The organism is Nemorincola caseinilytica (genome assembly GCF_039540515.1).
In the GTDB taxonomy this organism is placed as follows: Bacteria; Bacteroidota; Bacteroidia; order Chitinophagales; family Chitinophagaceae; genus Nemorincola; species Nemorincola caseinilytica.
Genome location: NZ_BAABFA010000005.1, coordinates 1 through 24,760, shown reverse-complemented (window position 1 = coordinate 24,760; position 24,760 = coordinate 1). Strand labels below are relative to the sequence as shown.

The following is a 24,760-nucleotide window of genomic DNA, read 5'->3' as shown; positions in this document are numbered from 1 at the left end:
GTAATCGGAATTGCCAATATACGCCTGTGGTACCAGCAGCTTTTTATGCGGTGCCGGTCTGCTATCCGTTTTCGGCTGCTGCGCCTGTGCACAATAGCCCAAAAGCAAGAACGATATCGATATTAGGCAGGCTATACGGCTCATGATGTTCAAAAATAATTATTTTAAGTTCATAGAGAATGCCTTTCAGGAAAAAATGGAAGGCATATGGCCGCAGCAGGAGCTGATATTAACATTCTTCATGGCGAATATCGTATTTTAGCCAAAACACTACCCTAGCAAAAATATGATGCCGCCCCGCAAGAAACTATGGATACTTGTCTTGCAGGTACTTCTTTTGTGGTCGCTTATCTTTCTTTTTTCGCAGGTCAGGGGGTTCGTATCGTTCTACAGCAATGGGGTATACCCCCTGGTGCAATCGGCACGCTGCACACTGTTCCATATCATCCCATTCAGTGTGGGCGATGTGCTGTACATACTGGGCGGCCTCTGGCTGTTGCTCACTCTATTGCGCTGGGTATATTACCTGCGCCGTTTCGGCATACATAAAGACCGCCTGCTGGGCTCTGTGCTCAATACCCTCAATGTGCTGCTGTGCATATACCTTGTCTTCCTGCTGGCATGGGGTGGCAACTACTACAAAGACCCACTGGCAAAAAGCTGGGGCCTGCCCACAAGCAAAAAACTACCCAAAGAGGTGCGAATCGCAAAGCACAAGCAGGATGTAAAGGACTTTGCCCGGTTCCTGGCAGGCAGGCTGGCCACCTATGCTACAGAGTATACGCCACTCACACCCACCTACATCAACGAGCGCGCACTGGCCTATTATCGCGAGTTCACCGATAGCAAGGTAAAGGAGAATGGTGTATGGATAAAGCCTACCCTTTTTGCCCCGCTGATGCTGCGCATGGGGGTAGATGGCTATTACAACCCCTTTACCGGCGAGGGACAGGCCAATATGCGCCAGCCGCTGTTCCTTATGCCATTCATAGTATGCCACGAGATGGCCCACCAGGCAGGCATAGCTGCCGAGGGCGATGCCAACCTGCTGGCCTATGCTTTGTGTACATCCGTCAGCGACCACACCTTCCGCTATTCGGCCTACCTGAACCTGTGGCTCTATACCAGCCACCGCCTGTACCGGCAAGACTCTGTACTGGCCCGGCAACTGGAAGGGGCATTGCCCACCATCACCCGCAGGCATATAGATACGCTGGAAGAGATATACCGCAGGTATCATGGTGCGGTGTCGGCCTATACATCCGATATATATGACGGCTATCTGCGTATGCAGCAGCAAGAGGGCATCAGCAGCTATGGCAATGTGGTACGCGAGGCCTGGGCGCTGGAACAGGCACGCAAAACAGGCTTGAAAAAAGTAATAAGGATATTTTAGCGACCGAACCGCTTCCCCATGGCTATATCGCCTATGGCCGTGGCCATACGTTCTACTATCGTGTCGGTATCGGTAACAGAGAATATCCAGGTGATATATGCCTGCTGCTCTTTCCTCGGGAAACGCTGGAAATTGGCCAAAGCCTCAGGGTCATCGGCCAATGCTGTACGAAAGTCATCCTCAGAAACACTTTCTTCTATAGGTTTCTGGCCATATAGTCTTATACGCACGGTATCACCGGCCTCCTTACCTATTTTTTTCCGTATCTCGGCCTTTACGGCTATAAAGAGCTGGCCTCCCTTTATGGGCATCAGGCTGGTGTTCTTCAGCTCGCACTCATCTATGAGGGCATCTACGCGCGTCCAGCCAAAGTTCTTTTTACCAACCTTTAATACAGGTGGCAGCAGGGCATATGTCCAGCCGCCTTTCATCTGCATTTTCTGCAGTATCACTTCGGTATCCAGCAACAGGTCTTGCATATGCGGTGTATGGATAAGGCCCTAAAGTTACGTCGGCAGAATATCATCTTGTTAAACTGCCCCGCCATATGGCAAAAGAGGCCTGCAACTATCACTTTCCTTCACTAATTTTATGGGTATATGGTCTGTACGGACCGCTTTACCTTCTTAAACACAGAAAAATGCAGACAGCATATATAGTAGCAGGCCTGCGCACGGCAGTGTGCAAGTCGAAACGTGGAGGCTTCAGGAACTACCGTCCCGACGACATGGCCGTAGATGTGATAAAAGGATTGCTTGCAGCCAACCCGAAACTGGACCCCAAGCTGGTAGACGATGTGATAGTAGGCAATGCCGTGCCTGAGGCCGAACAAGGCCTGCAGGTGGGCCGTATCATAGCCAACAGAGCCATAGGCGAATGGGCGCCCGGCGTGACCCTGAACCGCTACTGCGGATCGGGGCTGGAGGCCATAGCTATGGCCACGGCCAAGATACAGAGCGGCATGGCCGAATGCATCATTGCCGGTGGCACCGAAAGCATGAGCATGGTACCTACGGCCGGCTGGCGCACCATGCCCAACTATGAGTATACCAAAGACAATGGCGACTATTACCTGAGCATGGGCCTTACGGCAGAGCAGGTGGCAAAAGAGTATAAGGTGTCGAGAGAGGACCAGGATGCGTTCGCACTGCGGTCGCACGCGCGCGCGCTCAATGCTATAAAGGAGGGATACTTCAAGGACGGGATATTGCCCATAACAGTAAAAGAGGTATATGTGAATGAGAAGAACAAACGTGCAGAACGCACAGTGACCATAGATACCGATGAGGGCCCGCGCGCCGATACTACACCAGAGGCCCTGGCAAAACTGCCTGCCGTGTTCGCACAGGGAGGTTCGGTAACGGCCGGCAACTCATCGCAAACATCGGATGGAGCTGCCTTCACTATAGTGATGAGCGAGCGGCTGGCCAATAGCCTGGGCATGACGCCCATAGGGCGACTGGTGAACTGTGCCAGTGCAGGTGTAGACCCGCGCATAATGGGTATAGGCCCCATTAAGGCTGTACCCAAGGTACTGCAGCAGGCAGGTATGACGCTCGACAAAATAGACCTCATAGAGCTGAACGAGGCTTTTGCATCGCAATCGCTGGCTGTGATAAGGGAGCTGGGCCTTGACCCCGAAATAGTGAACATGAACGGTGGCGCTATAGCGCTGGGGCATCCGCTGGGCTGTACCGGCGCTAAACTGACCATACAAATGCTGAGTGATATGAAGCGCCTGAACAAAAGATATGGCATAGTGACCGCCTGCATAGGCGGCGGACAGGGCATAGCGGGAATAATAGAAAGAGTGTAAAAATTCCAAAGATCAAATTCCAAACTCCAGATCCCAGACCCCAAATTCCAAACGCTAAAGACCTAATTCCCAATACCCACTACTTCATACTTCATAACTCATACTTCATAACTCATACTTCATGTACGAAGAATATGTACAATTGCTGCAAAAGGCAGCAGATATAAATAATGCAGCAGCGGTATTGGGGTGGGACCAGGAGACCTATATGCCACCAAAGGGCGCTGCCTTTCGCGGCAGGCAACTGGCCACACTGGCATCCCTGTCGCACGAGTTGGTAACAAGCCCACGCATGAGCGAATTACTGGCCCAGCTAAGAACAGATAAAGGTCTTGACGAACTGCAAAAGGCCAACGTACTACGCAGCAATGAGGACCATGACAAGAACAGCAAACTCCCACCCGCTTTCGTAGAAGAACTGTCGCTGCTGACAAGCGAGTGCTTCAACGCATGGATAGAGGCACGCAGGCAGAACGACTTCGGCATATTCGCGCCATCGCTTACCAAAATGGTGGCGCTGAAAAGGCGGCAGGCAGAACTTTATGGGTATAAGGCCCACCCATACGATGCCCTTGTGGACGAATATGAGCCCGGCGCCAATGTGGCCATGCTCGACCGCCTGTTCGATGGCATAAAACAGCAGTTGCCCCCCATACTGGCCACTATCAAGGCCGCGCCGCAGGTGAATGATGACCTCTTTTACCGCCATTACCCGCGCCAGCAGCAGTGGGACTTTTCGGTAGCTGTACTGAAGACCATGGGCTACGATATGGAAGCAGGCAGGCAGGATATATCGGAACACCCGTTCAGCACCTCCTTTGCCCCTACCGATGTACGGGTGACCACGCGGGTAGATGAACACAACTATGCATCGCTGCTGTGGAGTACCATACACGAGGGCGGTCATGCCCTCTACGAACAGGGCCTGCCCGAAGAGCAATATGGCCTGCCGCTGGGTGCAGCAGCATCGCTGGGCATACACGAATCACAGTCACGCCTGTGGGAGAACTGTGTGGGCCGCAGCGAGGCGTTCTGGCAATATTTCTATCCACAGTTGCAGGCGGTGTTCCCGCAGCAATTGGCCGATGTGACCGCTACCGACCTGTACAAGGCGTGCAACAAGGTAGAGCCATCCCTCATACGCACCGAGGCCGATGAAGTAACATACCACTTTCATGTACTGATACGGTACGAAATAGAAAAACAACTGATAGAAGGAACACTGCAGGTAGCGGACCTGCCGGCAGCATGGAACGAGGCCTACCAGAAATACCTGGGCATCACCCCTCCCGACCACAAGACCGGTGTACTGCAGGATGTACACTGGAGCCATGGCAGTTTTGGCTACTTTCCTACTTATACGCTGGGTAGTTTTTATGCCGCCCAATTCTATATAAAAGCACAGGAAGCCATACCTACCCTCCTTACCGACATAGCAGCCGGAAAAACAAGCGACCTGCTGGCATGGCTGCGCACCAATATACACCGCCATGGCCGCCGCTATTACTCTGATGAACTATGCGAGCTGGTGACCGGGAAAAGGCTGGACCCCACATACTTCCTGAACTATATAAAGCAGAAGTATACAGGTATATATGGTGTGCGCTTCTGAACCGTAACAGCTATCAGAACTCTGTGGCCGTAACGGTGGCAGAATAAGTGCCAGTATTGGCATCGAAGCTCCACGAATTATTATCAAGGTAGTTGCGCTTCGATGTATCACCGCGTTTTATGACGAACATGTATTTCATATCCCGGCTCACATCATGGTGGGTGTACCTGGCGTTCTTACCTACCAGGTAGCCATGCGTATGTACTACCTTTTGTTCTCCTGGTGTTATAAAAGTGGTATCAATGGTCGATCCCTCTTTTACATGCACACTTATGGTAGTGTCGGCATTGTTATGGATACGGTAGGTATATATCAGGCCACGGTCTATACATGACGCCAATGTGATACATGCAAGCCCCAAAAGTACTTTTATCACTCCCTTTCCTATACTCATGGCTATAGATAATTATAGCGGCATGATACGAATGCTTTGGGATAGAACGCGTTATATTCTTGACAATAGCAGGTATTTATTGACAATACCTCCCGGAGCAGATGCCCGGGCGGTACATAAATATCAAGACAGTATAATTAGAACTCACTACATGCTCATACCGCCGCATACGCTCAGTACCTGGCCGGTCACATACTGGCTCATGTCCGATGCCAGGAAGAGGGCGGCATTTGCTATGTCTTCCGTCTTACCAAAACGGCCCAGCGGTATCTTCTCGAACCACTTCTCTGCGCCACCATCCTTCAGGTAGTGGGTCATATCGGTCTCTACAAAGCCGGGGGCAATGGCATTGCAGCGAATGTTGCGGCTGCCTATCTCGGCTGCTATGCTTTTGGTAAAACCTATGATACCCGCCTTGCTGGCCGCATAGGCGCTCTGGCCTGCATTGCCCTTTACCCCTACTATAGAGCTAAGGTTGATGATGCTGCCTGCACGGCTCTTCATCATGGGTTTTATCACCTGGCGGGTAAGGTTGTAGATACTCTTCAGGTTGGCCTGCATCACTTCGTCCCACTGCTCGGGGGTGAGGCGCAGCAGCAGGTTGTCGCGGCTGATGCCTGCATTGTTCACACATATATCTATAGTACCGAATTCTTTTGATACATCGGCAGCAAGCTGCTCGGCGGCTTTGTAGTCGCCGGCATCGCTTTTGTAGCCTTTGGCCTTCACGCCCATACCTGCCAGTTTGTCTTCCAGCGCTTTGGCCTTTTCTTCCGATGACAGGTAAGTGAACGCTATATTGGCGCCATGTTCGGCAAATTTCAGCGCTATAGCCTCTCCTATTCCGCGGCTTGCGCCTGTTATCAGCGCCACTTTATTTTCCAGTAGTTTCATCTTTCTGTTCGTTTATGCGGCTAAAGTAATGATTGCGGCCGAAGTAGTGAAATATTGACGTTCTCTATGGCCGTTCCGGCATCTGTGGCCCTTCATGCATTATTCTCTCTGTAGCAATGTAGGGGGCACACTTGCCTTGTGAAAGGTGGGGTTGTTCATATTCTTCTCTATGTAATCCCTGAGGGCGTCGGGGCTGGTGAATTTGTCCTTTATATCCTCCGACATCTCGGTGAGCTTTATGTTATCCTCATCCTTGAATTCGACCCTGAATATCAGGTAAGAGCTATTTGGCTTGTCGGCATTGGTAAGGTTCATGAATGTTGCGCCCTTTATCACAGAGAAATAACCCTTCAGATGCTCTGAAGAGGTGTTCTCCCTGTCGTAGGCCATTATATCGTACATCTTGTCCTTTGTTTTCACCACATAGCGTACACCATCATCGGCTATCCATATGCCATGGAACTTCGGATCGGGGGCTGAGGTGGGCATACTTACCGGCACCGAACTGGTGTACGGGCAGCCGAAAAGAAAAACGGAACCACAGATGACCGCCAGCGATCGTAACACATGTTTCATAAAATGTAATTTTCTCAAAGATAATAATGGCGATGATATAGTTCAATGATGCCGCTATGCCAGGCGTTCCAGCTCGCGCAGGAGGCGCTCGGGCAATTCGCCGGTACTGGCCACCTGGTAGTCTCGGTAGGAACAGGGCAATATAGTACCCTGCGGCAGGCGCACCGACCATCGGCCATTGTACTTGTTCTTCAGGAAAACGGTCTCCACCTCATCCAGCGACAGGTTGAACTCCATGTACACATCCTCGGTATTATCGGCCGTGATGCCCTTTTTGCGTACCTGGCAGCCATCGGCATAGTACCATATCATTTGCGATATAAGGCGGGCCGTCATATCGTTCACATCATTGGCCTCGTCATAGCCATATATGCCAAAGGAAGAGAGCTTGTCGCACATGCCTGCGAACTGGGCGAACATGCAGGCCTCTTCTCCATTCAGTCCATTGGGCGATCCGTTCCTGTTGGCTGGGGCATCGCTATACCTTACGGCCGTCATATCGAAGCTCATAAGGTTGCTGCGCCTTACCACGGGCTCTATCTCTTCCCAATCCTCACGCAGCTTTGCCAGCCTGTACAGGTCGAAGCTCAGTTTATTGAGCGTATCTACCATTTGGGGGTGCGAATAATATATCTGGAAGCCCAGGTGATCGTAATGCGATATGAAATTGGGGGTCTCGGTAAGCATTTCCATGAGGAAGCCCTTATCTGACAGGCCTTCGGTCTCATCCAGATCGATGAGCATGTCTACTACCGTGGCCACGGCGGTCTGCTCTGCCCGGCGAAATACCTCGTACTGCTGCAGCATCAGGTCGTGCGCACCACCCAATACCAGCGCGGTCTTACCCACACTGTGCAGCTCCTGTAGCACGGTCACAAGGGCCGAACGGGTATCGGCCGATGTGGCGCCCCGGCGAATATTGCCTAGGTCGGCTATGCGCACATTATCGTGCCAGTGATACATCTTGTAGAAATGCTCGCGTATGGTATCGGGGCCATTGCCATACCCGCGCTTCTTATCGGCGCCGGTCCAGTCGGCACAGCCTATCAGCACTACATCGGCAGTGGTAACGTCAAAATCGGGCATGCCGGGATGGAGGATAGAACCACCCACCTGCGATGGCTCGTAAACGCCTTCCAGCCTTGAGTCTATGAAATGTTCCTCTTCGAGAAATATATGTATGTCGTTCATTGTATCGGTATAGTTGGTATGGTGCGCTAAAAATACATAAATGTTGCTGTTCGGCAGCAAGACATATGGACGAGAGAGGTATGCTGTGAGAAGTATGTGCCTCAAAGGCGACCACTCATTGTTAAAAATGGGGGCATCTTACTTTTATTGGGAAAAATAACCATCGTTTTGTCTATTTTTGGCAGGTATGCGCACTTGCCCATAGCAGGTGTCTTTTGTGCGCAGCGATACAGTATGGCAACAGGAAAACGATCGAAACCAACATATATAAATGCCATAATGGGCGTGGCCTTGGTGCTCTTCCTGATGGGGGTGCTGGGCTGGCTGGTGATAAATGGCAGGGCCCTGACACGGGCATTCAAAGAAGACCTGGAAGTGAACGTGGACTTTCATGACAATGTGAGCGACGAGAACGTGGCCAAGATGCGCGCCATATTGGAGAACCAGCCCTTTGTGCGCAAGACCCGCATCATAAGCAAGGATGAGGCCGCAGCCATGCAAAGCCAGGTAGAGGGCAGCAATATAGTAGAGTTCCTGGGGTATAACCCCCTGTTCACATCTATATCGCTGAAGCTGAGGGAGGGATATGTGAACGCCGACAGCCTGAAAAGGATACGCCAGTTCATAATGCAGAGCAATGTGGTGCGCGATGTGACATGGCCCAATATGGTGGTAGACCAGATGCACAGCAACTTCAGGAAGATAGGGATAATACTGGGCGGTATAACGGTGATACTGCTGATAGTGGTGATATTCCTGATAGATAATACTGTGCGACTGGCCATGTTCAGCAACCGGTTCATCATAAAGACCATGCAGATGGTGGGGGCCACACAATCGTTCATTACGCGACCATTCGACCTGAGGGCGCTGGTGAACGGCCTCACCAGTGGCGTAATAGCGGTACTGGGGCTGTGGCTGGTAATGTCTTTCGCCAAGGCACAGCTACCCGTGCTGGACCTGCTGAACGATGCAGGACTGCTGACACTGCTGATAAGCGGCATGATACTACTGGGTGTGATAATAACCATGGTGAGCACCCACAGGTCGGTGGTGAAATACCTGAAAATGCATGTGGACGATCTGTATTGATAAACAACGTATATTTGACCTCTTATAAAAAATAACTGATGTCTACACCCCTCAAAACGAATGCACCTGCACCACGTCCTGCTCCGCCTGCATCAGCAGCTTCTGCGGCCAAGACGGAGAACAGGCGACCCGCGCAACCTTTCCTTTTTGATAAGGAGAACTATAAGTGGATGCTGATAGGACTGGCCGTGATATTCCTGTCGTTCATACTGATGGCGGGCGGAAAGGCCGCGAACCCCAATGAGTTCCACTACGAGGAGTTATACAGCTTTCGCCGCATAACACTGGCACCCATACTGCTGCTGGTAGGTTTTGGCATAGAGGCGTATGCCATAATGAAGAAACCTAAAGAGCAGCAATAAGATACTGAATAGGCACTAAATGCAAGGGGATAGCTAATGGCTATCCCCTTTTCTTTTATCATACCAGCGATAGTTCATTTATCTCTGCCTTTTTAGCGGTCTCTACAAAACCATGCTGTATGGCCTGTGGATACAGTATAAGAGATGTGCCGTTCTGCTTCCACCAGTCTGAGGACACAAGTTTGCTGCAGTGTATGATGCCCGATATGTGGCACCGCTGGTCTTTGCTCACCCATTCGTCTATGCGTGCGAACTGCTCGTGCCGCACATGCAGCAGGCTACGGAAACTGATGCATACATGGAAATAGAGGTCGTGAGTGAGCGCGGTGGGTTCGCCGCGCTGTAGTTTCTTGTATTCGTAGCGGTAATTGTAGCGCAATGCAGAGAGGTCGCTGAGGACAGCCGATGCCGTGGGAAAGCCCCCGGCGCCCTTGCCGTAGAAGAACTGCCTGTCGGCGAGGCTGCTTTCTATCTCTACCCCATTGTATTCGTTCTTCACCCCCTTTAGCCGGCTCCCCTCCCCTACGAACTGTGGCAGTACAAAGGCCGCTATGCGCCCATCAGGCAACTTGCCTGCATGCGCCACAAGCTTTATCTCATACCCCTTTTCGCGGGCGTACAATGAGTCGGCCTCATGGAGGTCGGTGATACCGGTATATACCAGTTGCGATGTGGCCGTCAGCGCACCATAGGCATGCGTGAGCAATATGGTGAGTTTATTGGCGGCATCTACGCCCAATATATCCAGCGATGGATCTGCCTCGGCAAAGCCTGCCTGCTGTGCCTCGGCAAGTGCATCGCCGAAGGATAGTTTTGCTTCGGCCATACGAGTGAGTATGTAGTTGGTAGAGCCATTCACTATACCGCTTACACTATGCAGCAGATCGTTGTCGTAATACTCTTCCAGGTTGCGGATAACGGGTATGCTGGCACAGCAGGCGGCCTCGTACAGCAAGGGTGTACCATACTGTTGTTGCAATGCTATGAACTCGGGCAGATGCTTTGCAATGACGCTCTTGCCAGCCGTCACCACTGCCTTGCCCTTCCTGAGCGCGGTGGATATGATATGATGGGCGACATCGGAATCGCTGGTGAGCTCTACTATCACATTGATATCGGCATCATTCAGCAATGCATCGGCATCGGTGGTAAAAAGCGCTGCGGGTGCGGCTCTTTCTTTATCAGCATGCTTTATGCACACTTTTTTTATACGGGCGTTCAGTGAAGGTGTATGTGCCAGCACCTGGTACAGGCTTGCGCCTACTACCCCGAAGCCGAAGAGGCCTATGGTCAATTCTGTTCCGTTGTTGTGTATAGACATGGTATGTTGTTTGTTTTTGAAAAGATCTTCCCTCCCCTGCCTATCGGCAGGCAGGCCTCTCCAACCGTGTGCTGCCTTAGCTTTAGCGGTGGTGCAAGGAGAAGGAGGTGGGTTGTCTGTTGATGATGGAAATAGTTTACTTACTCTAGTTTCGTTACAGCCACAATGCAGCAGCAGCCGGGGCCTTGGCCGCTGCGTTCTTACGGCCATATATGAGCAGATCGAGCGCCTGGCCAATATCATTGATGAGGTCCTGCGCATCTTCCAGACCTACACTCAACCGTACCAGGCTATCGGCAACGCCTGCACTGCGGCGTTTTTCGGCAGGTATGCTTTTGTGTGTCATAGTAGCGGGGTGGCACAGCAGGCTCTTTACCCCACCCAGGCTTTCTGCCAGCTTGAAGAGCCGCGTAGCGCATACCACCTTCGTGGCTGCGGCCCCTGTATCTTCCCTCAGGGTGAAAGACACTACACCACCATAGCCACCGCTCTGCTGGCGGCTGGCCACCTTGTGCCCGGGATGCGATGTAAGGCCCGGGTAGTAGACCTTATCTACAGCAGGATGATCTTCGAGAAAACGAGCCACCTTCAGGGCATTGGCAGAGTGCTCTTTTACCCTCAGGTAAATGGTTTCCACACCGCGTATCACCAGCCAGCTATCATGCGGGGACAGTATGGCGCCACTGGCGTTCTGGATGAATCTTATGCGTGCACCTACCTCGGCATCGGCGGCTACCACTATGCCTGCAATAAGATCGCTGTGACCGCCAAGATACTTGGTGGCGCTGTGTACCACTATATCGGCACCCAGCTTTATGGGCTGCTGCAGGGCGGGCGATGCGAAGGTGTTATCCACACACAGCAGGGCGCCCCTGCTGCGGGCCACCGCTGCTATGGCAGCTATGTCGCTTATCTTCAGCGTAGGGTTTGTGGGGGTCTCCAGCCATACCAGCTTTGTCTTATCGGTAAAGGCATCTATGACATTGGCCACATCGGTGGTATCTACATAATTGACCTTGATACCGAAGCCCTCGTAAATGTGTGTGAACAGCCTGAAAGCGCCACCGTATATGTCGTCTACGGCCAGTATCTCGTCGCCACTGCGCAGCAGTTTTACCACGGCATCTATAGCCGCCAGGCCACTGGCAAAGGCCGATGCTGCGGTACCGCCTTCCAATGTTGCGATGGTGCGCTCCAGCACCTCGCGGGTGGGGTTGTTGCTGCGGGCATAGTCGTAGCCCTTGTGCTGGCCGGGAGCATCCTGTACGAAGGTGGATGTCTGGTATATGGGTACCGATATGGAACCTGTAAGGCTATCGACGGGAATACTGTGGATGAGTTGTGTTGCGTTGCTCATGTCTTGTGTTTTTAGAAGGTGAAAAAAACATTCTTAAAAAACACTTATCGAGAAAGCGCTGCCGGTGGTGCTTTCATATGTCCACACGCTCGAGATAGTGGAAATAAAAAAGCTCCGCCGACAGAGATCAGAGGAGCTTGTGTATGGTGGACCCGCTGGTGCGGTATCGACTTTTACTTTTTGCGTCTGACTTATCTGTCCCCTTTCCAGGGATGGAATTAGCACCAGCTCCTCCGCTGCCGCGGGGGGAGGTTGCTAAGGCTTCATCGGGCCATGACCCTCTGCCTTTCTTGATAAGTGATGTTAAAGAACTGGTGCAAAGGTATATGAGCCCTCGCGATCTTTCCAAATATTTTTTCGCGAACAAAATTCCAGATAGTGCTCAGACCCTTTACTGTAGCAGATCTCAGCACACAAAAAACTGCGTGCATATCATTCGCCATCTGGTCTTGCACTCTTCGATGGCTTCATGTTCGTATCGTCTTCGGCATCGTCACCGAGGCCCATGCGCTCTGCGGCGGGGCGGTGATCGATGGGTGTCATGACATCTGGAACTATCTTATTTTTTTTTTGTCCTGTCGCCGAAGGCCAGGTTCACTCCAAGATTCACATTCATGTTCTTGCTATCGAGTGGCCTGATGGACGCCCACCAATTATCGGTGGACAGGTACCATTGCATACCCGCGAAACGGGCCACTATAGCGCCGCCCAGGTTGAAGGGCGAGGCGGACTTGAGCGTGTATGTAAGCACACCCGAGAAATGCTTGCTGAGGTTGAGCCTGTAGTAGACCGTGGTAGCGAAGAGAGCCCTCTTGCTGAAGCTCTGTATGCTTAGTTGCGCACCTACGGTATGCTTGTTGTTGATGTCATAACTACCAACAGCGTAGAACTCTACAGGCAACGAGGTCTTGTAGGGATCGGTGTTCTTGGTGAACTTGAGCATGTTCTTCACAGAATCGAGGTACTGTGAAGTAGATATGAACTCAGAGCTATCGCCCTGCAGCATATTGGCAAGGTCGAAGCCCTCGAAGGTGATGGACTTGGGCCCTGCCTTGTAGCCATGGATATTGCTCTTCCACTTGATGTAGCCGAGGTTGTTGATACCGCCTGCTATTTTTATCTTATCATTCAGCTGGTAGCTGGCGCCGAGGTCTATACCCAGGCCCATGTTCTTTGAATTGAACGCATAACCGGGGAATGCCATGCGGCCTTCGGCCCTATCGGCACTATCTGCAAAGCCACTGGTCTGTATGTTCATCTCGGTCTGGGCGGTGATGGCATAGTAGTCGGCATCGGTATATACCTGCAGGTAAGACTCTTTGGTGTTGATGTTGGTCTTGCCGAAAAGCAGCTTGGGACTGGCTCCGAATACCCACTTGCCATAGTTGTAGGTACCATGCAGGGCGTACTCGCGATACCATGATGCATTGAGGCCGAAGTTGCCGATATTGAGCGACTCGCCTATGTAGGCGCCATTGCCATACCATGCGAACCGGAAGAGGTCCTTGGGATATGTAAAGCGGGCATCTACCCTATCGGTAACAGAGAAACCGATGGTATACTTTTCGAACGCTACATTAGCAGAGAGTATAGATACATTGGCACCAAAGGCCACCATGTTCCTGTTCTTCAGCTTGTCTATGAAGCTGGAAGGATGAATGCTCATGGTAGAGTCGTTGACCCTATGGAAAAGGCTGTTGTAGGTGAAGCCTGAGTTGAATATATAGAAGGACGTACCTGAGAGTACAGGCAGACCTACAGATATCTTTACATCGGTCTGGTTGGACGCATTGAACCACTGCGACTGGTGTAACTGTGGCAACAACTTCATGGTATATGAATCCTGTGCGTGAGAAGCCAGGGAGGAACCGAGGAGTAAGGCTAAGATGCTTCTTTTCATGTGAGGTTAGTTCTTTATGTCTGTAGATGAAACATTGAGTGTGAACCTGAAAGCAAGTTTCACTATCAAATTATTGGACGACTGTATCTTCACATCGCCTGCACCACTGGTCTTGAGCCTGCCGCGCAGAACAGCATACCTCACCTTTGGCGCCATAGCGTTGTATTCGTCATGCGTCATCTCGAAAGTGGTTACGGCCTGTTTCCTGCCTGTGACCTTGCCATTGGCATCTACAGGAGCCTCACCTATTATATCGTTGGTTGTGGGTACGAGAGAATCGACGAAGTTATAATTCTCATCGGCAAAGTATACCTGTACGGCGCCATATAGCGGCAGCGCATTATCCATAAGCATCTTGAACTGTGCCGTTCTAACGAGGCTGGAATCCTCGGGCAGGGTGAGCTTAACGGTATCCTGCAGGGCGAAGTTGATGATGCGGAACCATGCGGGCAGCTCGGCCTCGGCCACCAGGGATACCCTACTGCTATCGGTAACAAAGCTGGTAGTGGTGCCTGTACCACCGGGGTTGATGCGGACACGGCCGGCATATATCACCTCGTTGGGCGCAGGGTTGAACATGTTCTGAACAGAGCTGTTGTTACTGTCTATAGTATGCGTTTTAGTAGCGGTCTCTCCGGGTACTATGGCGCCGGGCACAGCGATATCGGGCAACAGCATATTGACATTGGTACCCTTGTTGGTACGGCCAAAGAGCTGATCGAATTTGGCTGCTACACCAAGGCCTATGGAATTGTGGAAAGACAGGTGTATCATAGGGTTGCGGATGTAGATATTGGCCGACAGTGTATTATCGAACACACCTACATATATGGTATCGGCAGGTATGGGTATATCGTATGAGCCGAGGAAACCATCGATGAAACTATACTGTATATCCTTGATGCTGATAGAGGCCGATAGGTTGTCGGTGCCACTGATAGACTGGCCTGTACCTGAAAGTGTGAAACGCACCTTGTAGGGCAGGTAGTTCTTGGCGGTACCGCCATTGGTAAGATCGAAGGAATAACCCGCCAGGCTGATAGTTGTGGCATTGCTGGTAGCAGGATAACCTATGGCTACCGTTACCTGCAGCGGCATACCATTGTTCTTTACCGTAGGGAAGGTAAGCACCGCGTTCACATTGTGCCTGAAGGTAGATGTGACATTGAGGGTGATGGAACCCGACTTGACATTGACATGGGCCAGTTGTGAGCCATTGTCATCGGCAAAGCTGAAGTTGCCGGATGTGGAATCGGAAAAACTACCCGAGAAAGAGGGCAGGTTCTGCGGAATAGAGAGCGTAATGCCGCTTGTAGCATAGGACTGGTCCTGTATGCGGATATAGTCTGAAGCACGGGCGCTGAAAAGATCGCCGGAGTAATGAAGCGAATATGTTCCTTCGGAGTTCTCGGATATGGTGGTACCTGTCTGCACGATGTTCTTGAGCGTGAGGTCGGAATAGATGAGCGGAAGCGCCCAATCAGGCTGCCAGTTATCTATGGTGAGGTTCTTGAAGTCGAAGTCCTTCTTTTTGATGCATCCTGCCGCGGCAATGATACCCGCGAACACAAGCAGACCTGCTATTTTTTTCATAACAACATCAGTGGTTTATAATAATGTAATATGTGCGAACTATCTTGTTCGGGGCTAAAAATACACCATATGTAGCTAGCGACACAGTCATATGGCGCATATTTTTAGAAAAACGTTTGCATTCAGAGAAAAGAACCGCTACAATTTTACCCACACCTTATTGATGTATACGCCATTGGCGGTGCGCACCTGTACTATATATGTACCTGCAGGCAGGCCGCTCACATCTACACTATAGATATTCTCCCCTACCCTCAACATGCGTGTGGCAGGCAGGTAGCGCCGGCCAGACATACCGACCATGCACATATCGGCCATACCTTCCACATCGGTAGCGATAGCTACGTTCAGCGAGGTATATGCAGGATCGGGGTACACCTCTGCGGTGAGCTTTGTCCCTACTGCTGCGATACCTGTAGGAGGTACAGGGTAAGTAACGATGGCAGTATCGGTAACACCGAGGCCCAGGTTGTAATAGCTGCCCGATGCTGTGGCCTGCAGCTTTATGGGGCGCACCATATAGTATTTGAGGCCATTGACGCCTACAGTATCGATGAAGGAAAGACCGGATACCATGGGCGATATGCGGGCGTAATGCCCCCACAGGCTATCGGCACGGTAAACGTAGTAACCCAGAACAGCAGCATCGGGAGAGGCCGCCCAGGTGACGGTGGCGCCATACAGGGGTACAGCAGTGGCCGTAACATCAGGTACAGGCTTTATGTAGTCGGTACGAAGGGAGAGATCGCCCATGAGTGCCTCATGTATCCACCCCGCGCCTACGCCTGTGGGCTGGTACATGATGGAGGGGGTCATATTGTTCTGCGTAAGGCGAAGGGCATAGCCTATGTTCTGCCCCAGCGCCATATGGTGCATGAACCAATTGGGGCGGCCGGCCCAGCAACTGGTAAGGGCCGGCACCGTGGCGCACAAGGGCGCACGCATGAAATTATTGGCGGTGTTCCAGTCGCCGAGGTAGCTGCCGAAGACCGCGGTGAAAATACCGTTGACAGTGCCTGAGGTAGCTATATCGGCAGTGGTACCTACACCGCCCGCGCTGGTGTAGGAGCCGGGACCACATGCATAGGCCCACTGGTAAGGCCCTGCCGCCAGCGAGGCTATGAACGGTATGGTGACCATACTATCGTACCCCACCATGGGTGCGAATATGCGCCAGCCATTGGCGGCGAAGGCCTCGCCGCTGAAAGCGCCGAAATTATCATCTATCAGCGCCCGCTTGCGCATAGGCAGGGAATCCATTTTGTATATGTGGGCCCTGCGCAGGTAGCGGCGCATCATTTGCACCTCGGTAGCGGCAAAGGCGGGCATGTTCCACATATCTATGCGGCTTACCTGCAGCTGCACGCCGCCGGTGGGTATGAGCACATCGTCCCACTTGCCATCGCCGGGTATATTGTGATTGACGGGACTGGCAGCGGTAGCATTGTTCACGCTCACATCGTTCCATATCCCTGCCATGCTGCCATAAAAGACATCGGCAGGCCACGCGCCCAGATGGTCGGGGTGGCCGTCGGGATTCAGGTTTCCGCTATAGGGCACGGCTATGTGGCCCACTATGAGCGCCGCCCTCACATCGGGCATATCGGTATAGTGCTGCCTTATCATGGCCTTCACCACGGTATCGGGCACACTGCGGCCCACATCGTGCCGCACCAGTTGCCAGCCATCACCATTCAGGTCTTGCATGAGGGTGGTAAGCTCGGCAGCACAGGAGTCGGTAAAAGTGGTATCGACAAGCAGCACCAGCGTACCCCTGCTGTGAATGGCCGGCGCGCGGATACCTGCATAGATGTAACCCGCAGGAGAGGGAGATATACCTGTGCCGCTGGCCGTTACAGAGTATTCGTAGGCCGAATCGGCAATGACCGCATTATCGGTATAGGTAGTATCGCCGGTGGTGATGGTGCCTATGGCACTGCCCCAAGATGTGGCTGTGACCGCCTTCTTGAACACATAATATACAGGCGTACCATAGGGAATGGTCCTCCATTTTAGCCTGATGGCCGGAGGAGTGAGCTGCGTGGTAGCGGTAAGCTGCACCGCATGGTCTTTGGTGGCCTGCGCATGGGCAGCAAGCAAACAGCAAAAAAAGGAAAGGACAGTAAAAAATGTTCTCATGGGTGGATGATAGCTATGTGGTTCTTTACTTTAAAAATACAGTATACCTACCATAATGAAGCATTTAATTCATATTTGTTTGTACGCTGTACCGGGCAATGGGTATAAACATTCGTTAAAAAAGGCCAGCACATAACTAGAGTGAACGAGAGAGAAAGACCTATATATATACCATAACCAAAGTAAAACGTAAATTTGCCCGTTCAAGTTCAGAAAAAGATAAATAGCAACATAAGCACTAATGGCAATATTAGGCAATCTGATAGCCCGGTCTTTACAACTCCGCAAGAAATTCAACCTGCCTGTGGCACCGCCGCAGGTATATCAAAAACATACACTGCGCCAGCTGCTGGAGCGCGGCCAATATACATCCTTCGGCAAGCACTATGGCTTTGGCGATATACTAAGCAAAGAGATAGACCTGGTAAAGGCCTTCCGCGAGCGGGTACCGGTACATGCCTATACAGATATGTACAGCCAGTGGTGGCACCGCTGCCAGAAGGGCGAGGAGAACGTATCGTGGCCGGGAAAGGTGCGGTACTTCGCGCTCAGCTCAGGCACATCCGAATCGGCGAGCAAACATATACCTGTGACACAGGATATGATAAGGTCCATCAAGAAGGTAGGCTTCAAGCAACTGTACAGCATGGCCAACTTCAAGATAAAGGCCGCTTCCTTTGGCAAAGGCGTACTGATGCTGGGCGGTACCACATCGCTCTTTGAGCGGGGCGAATACTACGAGGGCGACATGAGCGGCATAAGCGCCAAGAACATGCCCAGGTGGATATCGTCCCTGCTGTACAAGCCGGGCCAGAAGATATCGCGCAGGCCGCAGTGGGAGGACCGCATAAAGATGATAGTGGAAAAGGCACCTACCTGGGACGTAGGCACCATATGCGGTGTACCTGCATGGGTGCAGATAGTGCTGGAACGCGTAATGGAGCGCTACGGTGCCAAGAACATACACGAGATATGGCCCAACCTGAGCGTATATATACATGGCGGGGTATCGCTGGAGCCATACAAGCAGAGCTTCAAAAAGATATTCGGCAAGCCGGTGACATATATAGAAACATATATGGCATCGGAGGGCTCGTTCGGTTTCCAGGCAAGGCCGGGCGGCGGCATAAAGCTGGTGCTGAACGCAGGCGTGTTCTTCGAGTTCGTACCGTTCACCGGCGAGAACTTTGACGAGGATGGCAATGTAAGACCCAATGCACAGGCCTATACTATAAGCGAGGTAAAAGAAGGAGTGGACTATGCCGTGCTGCTGAGCACATGTGCAGGCGCATGGCGCTACCTGATAGGCGATGTGATACGCTTTACCAATGCGGCCGAATACGAGATAGCCATAACGGGCCGCACCCGCCAGTTCCTGAGCCTGTGTGGCGAGCACCTGTCGGTAGACAATATGAACAAGGCCATAGAGACGGTATCGAAGCAAATGAACATAACGATACGGGAGTTCACCGTGGCAGGCATGAAGTACGAGAACCTGTTCGCCCACCAGTGGTATATAGGCTGCGACAACGATGTGAACCCCGTGCAACTGCGCAAGCTGCTGGATGAGACCCTGTGCAAGCTGAACGATGACTACGAGGTAGAGCGCTCATCGGCGCTGAAGGAGGTGTTTGTGCATATACTGCCTAGCGAGGCTTTCATAGGCTATCTGCAAGCGAAAGGAAAACTGGGAGCCATGAGCAAATTTCCCCGCGTACTGAAGGGGCAGCAACTGCAGGACTGGGAACAGTACCTGACCAAACAAAAGCTGAAAGAGGCGGTGACGGCATAAGCTGAGCGAACGGCCATATCAAGGCCTGTTCATTGATCATTGGAAATATTTTTTATTACACATAAGAGGCTGTTTCGTTTGAAACAGCCTCTTTTTACTTTATACATTACTATACAAAGACCCATCAAATAATGTTAAAACATAAAACATCTTTTAGTATTTGAAAATATATGCGCATAGAACATAACAAAACAATTCATTATTCATTAAATAGAATAACATATGTAAATATAAATTATTATTAGATCTTGATAAGAGGTAAAAACGTGAATGTACATTTGCCCTCAAAATCACCCCCTGATGAAACAAGGAATATTACAAAAATGGGATCTGTCGATCCTCAGCGGTACACCTGCGCCACGCAAGTTGTCAAGCGGCTTGCAACGGTATTGCCTGGTGACGATACTGCTTCTTACCGCCGCCTTTTTACCTGCATCGGTAAATGCTGCTGCATCGGAATGCCCTCCCGGCTGGTCCAAGAGAGGCGACCTTGGCTTTACGTCTGACCGCACATGCCCGATGAAGATGGACAGAGTCAGCAATACACCATACATAGCTGTTTTTAACACTACCTCTCCAGGTCTTATCGTAAGAAAATACAATGGTTCTTCGTGGGTGGACGTGGGCAGCCTGATCTCTTCATCGACCGTTGATAACGTAAGCATAGAGATATACGATGGTACGCCCTACGTTATGTACTCAAGTGAGACAGAAGGCGCACTGAAAATGAAGCGCTATAACTCCGGCAGCTGGGAAGATGTGGGAACAGAAAGCGGGATCGTCTCATACTCCTCATTGTCATACAACGAAGGCGGAAGCTATCCCCCGGCATCGATGACCATTGACGCTACCGGACGGATATATGTAGCATATGCTACGGCGAGCGGATTTCAGGCAGTTACCAACAACGAAGGCAGTTGGGAACCATTGGGCAGCGTACAAGCAGCCCATGTGCATAGCAACCCGGTTATTCAGGCATATGGCGGCATCCCATACGTTGCTTATTTTGAAGCCGACAGAGAGATATCTGTAAAGAAACTGGATGGTGACACCTGGACATATGTTGGCGATACGAGCTTTTCAGCAATAATGTATACGCACCCGGAATATGGACGAAAGGGCGACATAGCATTCAGGTTCAATAGTAGCGGAGTACCCTATATAGCTTTTACGAACTACACCGGCGCTTTCTGGATGACGATAACTAATGGCCACCTTTTTTCTCTGGTTGATGGTGAATGGTCTTCTATTGCCGGCATGGCATATATGTATAGCCTGACAATGGAACTGGATGACCTGGGAACCCCTTACATGGCCAGCGGCTTTTTTAACTGGGGAACAGAAGGTACCAGGGTATACAAATTCAATGGTACCGACCTGGAAGAAGTAGGCACCCCATACATTCCGAGGATAACTTATACTAACGGCTACAGTCTTGCCTTCAATGCCGATAACAGGCCTTTGGTATCGCGAAATGACCCATCTGGGTACGGCGTGGAAGCATATGAAATGGTACCATCTGTTAGCACGCACCATATCAACGTAACATCGAACTCTGGAGGCACCTTAAGCTATGCGGCTGAAGATATTTGTGAAGGCCATGACTTTGTTATCGAAATGTTTCCGCTCCCCCATTACAGTGTTACAGATATAAAGTTGGATGGCCATAGCCTGGAGCCAGGTATCGATTACTACTTTGACCCATTCTATGCCCGCTATGTAATGACAGGTGTAAATGCCAACCACACGTTGGAGATAGAATTTTCCTGCTTAGCTCCCAGCATTATGTGGGCGCCCTATGTAAGTGATGTATATTGCTATGGAGAGAACACGGGAGCGATATATCCGAATGTAAATGGCGAATACCTATCGTGGGAGTGGAGCAATGGATATACCACTCCATATGTATGGGGGCTGCCTGCAGGAACGTATACATATACAGCCAGCAATGAATGTGGTTCTGTGACGGAAGAAGTGACAGTGCATGGCCCCGAAGCACCTCTTTCGGCATCGGCATATGTTACCGACGCGCTCTGCTATGGTAGTAATACCGGCAGTGTGGAAATATCTGCATCAGGCGGTACATATCCTTATTACCCCACGGGCACATTCGAGGGCTTACCCGCAGACTCATATTATTTTACTGTTTACGACAATAATGGTTGTTATGTAGATGTAAGTGCCATCGTAGAGCAGCCATCATCTCCGCTCTCTGTGTCCAGCATAGTGAGCAATGTACTCTGTAATGGCGGCATCACAGGCAGTGTTTCCGTTTCTGCTACAGGCGGCACATCGCCCTACTCAGGTACAGGCGAGTTCACTGGGCTGACAGCGGGCGAGTTCAGCTATACTGTCACCGACAACAACGGTTGTACAGCTACCACCACAGGTACCGTATCGGAACCAGAAGCGCTCTCAGCTTCAAAGACCATCACCGACGCCAACTGCTTCGGACAGAGCAATGGTAGTGTACTGGTAAGCGCCACCGGCGGTACCACCCCATACTCCGGCACAGGTGATAAAACAGGCCTGGCAGCAGGTCCTTTCAGCTATACAGTTACAGATGCCAATGGTTGTACCTCTACAGTTACCGGCAGCGTAGGCCAGCCTACACAGCTTACAGTTTCAGGTACCGTCACCGATGCCAACTGCTTCGGACAGAGCAACGGCAGTGTGCTGGTAAGCGCTACCGGCGGCACCCCACCATATACAGGCACAGGTAATAAGACAGGCCTGGCAGCAGGTCCTTTCAGCTATACAGTTACAGATGCCCACGGTTGTACTGCTACAGTTACAGGCAGCGTGGGTCAGCCTACAGAGCTAATGGCATATAAGAGCATTACCAATGTACTCTGCTATGGCAACAATACCGGTAGTGTTACAGTGAGCGCCAGCGGCGGTACGTCTCCCTACTCGGGCACAGGCACTTTTGGCAGCAAGATAGCAGGCACGTATAATTATACCGTTACCGATGACCATGGCTGTACAGCCGATATCTCGGCCACAGTATCGCAGCCGGCATCTCCGCTCTCTGCATCCAACACTGTGAGCAATGTACTTTGTAAGGGCGGCAACACAGGTAGTGTTTCAGTTTCTGCTACAGGCGGCACATCACCCTACTCAGGCACAGGCAACTTCACAGGCAAAGCAGCAGGTCCTTTCAGCTATACAGTGACCGACAACAACGGTTGTACAGCTACTACTACAGGTACCGTATCGGAACCGGCAATGCTCATAGCTACAAGGTCGATAACAGATGCCAACTGCTACGGCGAAAGCAATGGCAGTGTACTGGTAGGCGCTACAGGCGGTACCACTCCGTACTCAGGTACAGGTAATAAGACAGGCCTGGCAGCAGGTCCGTTCAGCTATACCGTTACCGATGCGAACGGCTGTACGTCCACGGCTTCAGGCAGCATAAGCGAGCCTACCCTGCTGACAGCGTCGAAGAGCGTTACCGATGTACTCTGCTACGGCAACAATACCGGTAGTGTTACAGTGAGCGCCAGCGGCGGCACTTCTCCCTACTCGGGCACGGGCACCTATGGCAGCAAGATCGCAGGTACTTATAACTATACCGTTACCGATTCTCATGGCTGTACGGCCGGTATCTCAGCCACAGTATCGCAGCCGGCAGGCGGCCTTACAGTGTCCAGCACCGTGAGCAATGTACTTTGCTATGGTGGCAACACAGGTAGTGTTACCGTGATCGCTGAAGGCGGCGTATCGCCCTATGAAGGTACAGGTACCTTCAGCGGCAAGACAGCAGGAGCATACAGCTATACAGTGACCGATGGTAACGGTTGTACGGCTACTACCACAGGCACTGTAGGCCAGCCCACACAACTGGTGGCCAACAAAACAGTGACTAACGTACGTTGCAAGAACGAGAACAATGGTATTGTAATAATAGGCGCCACTGGCGGTACTTCCCCCTACTCAGGCACAGGTACCTTCAGCTCACTGTCGCCCGCAACTTACAACTATACCGTTACCGATGACCACGGATGTACCTCTAATATATCAGCCACGGTAACAGAGCCTGCTCTGCTCGTTGCATCCAATATACCTGCCATCGCTGCTTCAGGCTTCAACCTGCTTTGCAACAAGGGCGCTACCGGCAGCACCAATGTGACAGCAACAGGTGGTACGGCCCCTTACTATAATACCGGCGTACACGGCGGTATGACCGCAGGTGATTTCGAGTTCTTTGTTACCGACAGCCATGGCTGTATCGACTCTACCTCAGGCTCACTCACTCAGCCCGACCCATTCTATATCAGCACCGCGACATCGGATGACACCATCTGTAATGGCGAGTCGGTGACGCTTACAGGTACCGGCGGCGTTGGTACCTTCACCTGGTATGCCAACAATGGTATCTCTACCATCACAAGCTCTAGCCCTGTAACAGCTACACCATCTACAGGTATACCCACCGTTACCGTAAACTACAAAGCCATAGGCTATAATGGTTTTGGTTGCCCCAGTGAGCCTGATACAGTGGATGTGACCGTATTGCCTATAGGCTACTTCACAGGTGCCACCGCTGTCTGCACAGACTTCTCTGTAGATCTCGATAACGGTACTCCCGGCGGTGTATGGTCTACTCCTGATACTACTTACATAGTACTGGACCAGAACGGACTCATCAGTGCCAACCACAAGATAACGACCGTATCATACCCGGCATACATACCCATCACCTATACCATGCCTAACGGTTGCTACAGGACAAGGACAGAGACCGTTCACCCTACTCCTGACTCCCTCGAAGGACCTAATACAGTATGCCCTAACTCTTCGATAATTATCTCTGAAACAGTATGGGGAGGCGTATGGAGCTCCAGCAATACTGCTTACGTTACCGTAGCACAGGTAATACCCAATACTTACAACTATGGCAGAACAACAGGCATAGCCAACGGTTCGGCAACTGTAAGCTATACAATGCCAGGCTCCGGATGTTACGTCACCAAAACAGTGACCGTAGAACCACTGGCCGCCATCACCGGTCTTACAAACACCTGTGTGGACAATACAATACAGCTCAGCCACCCAAAAAGCGGAAGCCTCTGGAGCTCAAGCGCTACCGCAAAAGCTACAGTTAACAACGCTTCAGGGCTTGTAACGGGTGTGAGCACAGGTTCGGCCATCATCACTTATATGGTGAACCCTACCTGCTATGTGACTCATACCGTGAACGTGAACACCACTCCTACTCCCATCACCGGCATAGCAGCCGTTTGTGAGAACGCCACTACAACACTGGCCAACACAGTAGCAGGTGGTACATGGAGCAGCAGCAGCCCCGCAACAGGTTCG

17 protein-coding genes and 1 riboswitch are annotated in these 24,760 nt (G+C 51.4%); of the genes, 7 read left to right on the top strand and 10 right to left on the bottom strand.

Annotated features, from left to right (window positions below; genetic code table 11):
* Positions 1-322: 322 nt before the first annotated feature.
* Positions 323-1,396 (top strand): DUF3810 family protein, encoded by a 1,074-nt coding sequence (locus ABD843_RS02405; protein ID WP_345077959.1) that lies wholly within the window; start codon positions 323-325, stop codon positions 1,394-1,396.
* Here the strand turns inward: ABD843_RS02405 and ABD843_RS02400 are convergent.
* Complete coding sequence (locus tag ABD843_RS02400; RefSeq protein ID WP_345077956.1) at positions 1,393-1,875, bottom strand: DUF1905 domain-containing protein; 483 nt, start codon at positions 1,873-1,875, stop codon at positions 1,393-1,395. The two genes, ABD843_RS02405 and ABD843_RS02400, sit on opposite strands and share 4 nt — an antisense overlap.
* A 161-nt stretch (positions 1,876-2,036) precedes the next feature.
* Between ABD843_RS02400 and ABD843_RS02395 the strand changes: the two genes are divergently transcribed.
* On the top strand, positions 2,037-3,212 hold the full coding sequence (locus ABD843_RS02395) for a thiolase family protein (protein ID WP_345077953.1): 1,176 nt from the start codon (positions 2,037-2,039) through the stop codon (positions 3,210-3,212).
* Positions 3,213-3,333: 121 nt separating this feature from the next.
* Positions 3,334-4,824, top strand: a complete 1,491-nt coding sequence (locus tag ABD843_RS02390) for a carboxypeptidase M32 (RefSeq protein WP_345077950.1) — start codon at positions 3,334-3,336, stop codon at positions 4,822-4,824.
* A 13-nt stretch (positions 4,825-4,837) separates the two neighbouring features.
* On the opposite strand, the gene ABD843_RS02385 is transcribed toward ABD843_RS02390, so the two are convergent.
* The 4 genes from ABD843_RS02385 to ABD843_RS02370 form a co-directional block, all read right to left on the bottom strand.
* Positions 4,838-5,218 (bottom strand): hypothetical protein, encoded by a 381-nt coding sequence (locus ABD843_RS02385; protein ID WP_345077947.1) that lies wholly within the window; start codon positions 5,216-5,218, stop codon positions 4,838-4,840.
* Between the two features lie 147 nt (positions 5,219-5,365).
* Positions 5,366-6,112 carry a 3-oxoacyl-[acyl-carrier-protein] reductase gene (gene fabG / locus ABD843_RS02380; RefSeq protein WP_345077944.1) on the bottom strand — a complete coding sequence of 249 codons (747 nt, stop codon included), beginning with the start codon at positions 6,110-6,112 and terminating at the stop codon, positions 5,366-5,368.
* 99 nt (positions 6,113-6,211) lie between these two features.
* On the bottom strand, positions 6,212-6,688 hold the full coding sequence (locus ABD843_RS02375) for a hypothetical protein (RefSeq protein WP_345077941.1): 477 nt from the start codon (positions 6,686-6,688) through the stop codon (positions 6,212-6,214).
* A gap of 54 nt (positions 6,689-6,742) precedes the next feature.
* A complete protein-coding gene (locus tag ABD843_RS02370; protein ID WP_345077938.1) occupies positions 6,743-7,879 on the bottom strand; it encodes an arginase family protein in 1,137 nt (378 codons plus the stop codon).
* A gap of 234 nt (positions 7,880-8,113) precedes the next feature.
* On the opposite strand from ABD843_RS02370, the gene ABD843_RS02365 reads away from it, so the two are divergent.
* A complete protein-coding gene (locus tag ABD843_RS02365) occupies positions 8,114-8,971 on the top strand; it encodes a cell division protein FtsX (RefSeq protein ID WP_345077935.1) in 858 nt (285 codons plus the stop codon).
* A gap of 38 nt (positions 8,972-9,009) precedes the next feature.
* Positions 9,010-9,333 (top strand): DUF3098 domain-containing protein, encoded by a 324-nt coding sequence (locus tag ABD843_RS02360; protein WP_345077932.1) that lies wholly within the window; start codon positions 9,010-9,012, stop codon positions 9,331-9,333.
* A gap of 58 nt (positions 9,334-9,391) precedes the next feature.
* Here the strand turns inward: ABD843_RS02360 and ABD843_RS02355 are convergent, their stop codons facing one another.
* The 5 genes from ABD843_RS02355 to ABD843_RS02335 all read right to left on the bottom strand — a co-directional run bounded on the left by ABD843_RS02355 (position 9,392) and on the right by ABD843_RS02335 (position 17,643).
* Positions 9,392-10,654 carry a homoserine dehydrogenase gene (locus ABD843_RS02355; RefSeq protein WP_345077929.1) on the bottom strand — a complete coding sequence of 421 codons (1,263 nt, stop codon included), beginning with the start codon at positions 10,652-10,654 and terminating at the stop codon, positions 9,392-9,394.
* A 154-nt stretch (positions 10,655-10,808) separates the two neighbouring features.
* Positions 10,809-12,011 carry a trans-sulfuration enzyme family protein gene (locus tag ABD843_RS02350; RefSeq protein WP_345077924.1) on the bottom strand — a complete coding sequence of 401 codons (1,203 nt, stop codon included), beginning with the start codon at positions 12,009-12,011 and terminating at the stop codon, positions 10,809-10,811.
* Positions 12,012-12,199: 188 nt separating this feature from the next.
* A riboswitch (SAM riboswitch) is annotated at positions 12,200-12,311 on the bottom strand.
* 259 nt (positions 12,312-12,570) lie between these two features.
* Positions 12,571-13,836, bottom strand: coding sequence for a DUF5723 family protein (locus ABD843_RS02345; RefSeq protein WP_345077921.1), 1,266 nt, complete (start codon positions 13,834-13,836; stop codon positions 12,571-12,573).
* Positions 13,837-13,917: 81 nt separating this feature from the next.
* Positions 13,918-15,504 (bottom strand): hypothetical protein, encoded by a 1,587-nt coding sequence (locus ABD843_RS02340; protein WP_345077918.1) that lies wholly within the window; start codon positions 15,502-15,504, stop codon positions 13,918-13,920.
* A gap of 138 nt (positions 15,505-15,642) precedes the next feature.
* Positions 15,643-17,643, bottom strand: coding sequence for a T9SS type A sorting domain-containing protein (locus tag ABD843_RS02335; protein ID WP_345077915.1), 2,001 nt, complete (start codon positions 17,641-17,643; stop codon positions 15,643-15,645).
* Positions 17,644-17,884: 241 nt separating this feature from the next.
* Here ABD843_RS02335 and ABD843_RS02330 point away from each other — a divergent pair, with 241 nt between their 5' ends.
* Together ABD843_RS02330 and ABD843_RS02325 are read left to right on the top strand one after the other, a co-directional pair.
* Entirely contained in the window at positions 17,885-19,435 is a 1,551-nt protein-coding gene (locus ABD843_RS02330; protein WP_345077912.1) for a GH3 family acyl-acid amido synthetase, read from the top strand.
* A gap of 300 nt (positions 19,436-19,735) precedes the next feature.
* A partial coding sequence (locus tag ABD843_RS02325; RefSeq protein ID WP_345077908.1) for a beta strand repeat-containing protein occupies positions 19,736-24,760 on the top strand: 5,025 nt, incomplete at its 3' end.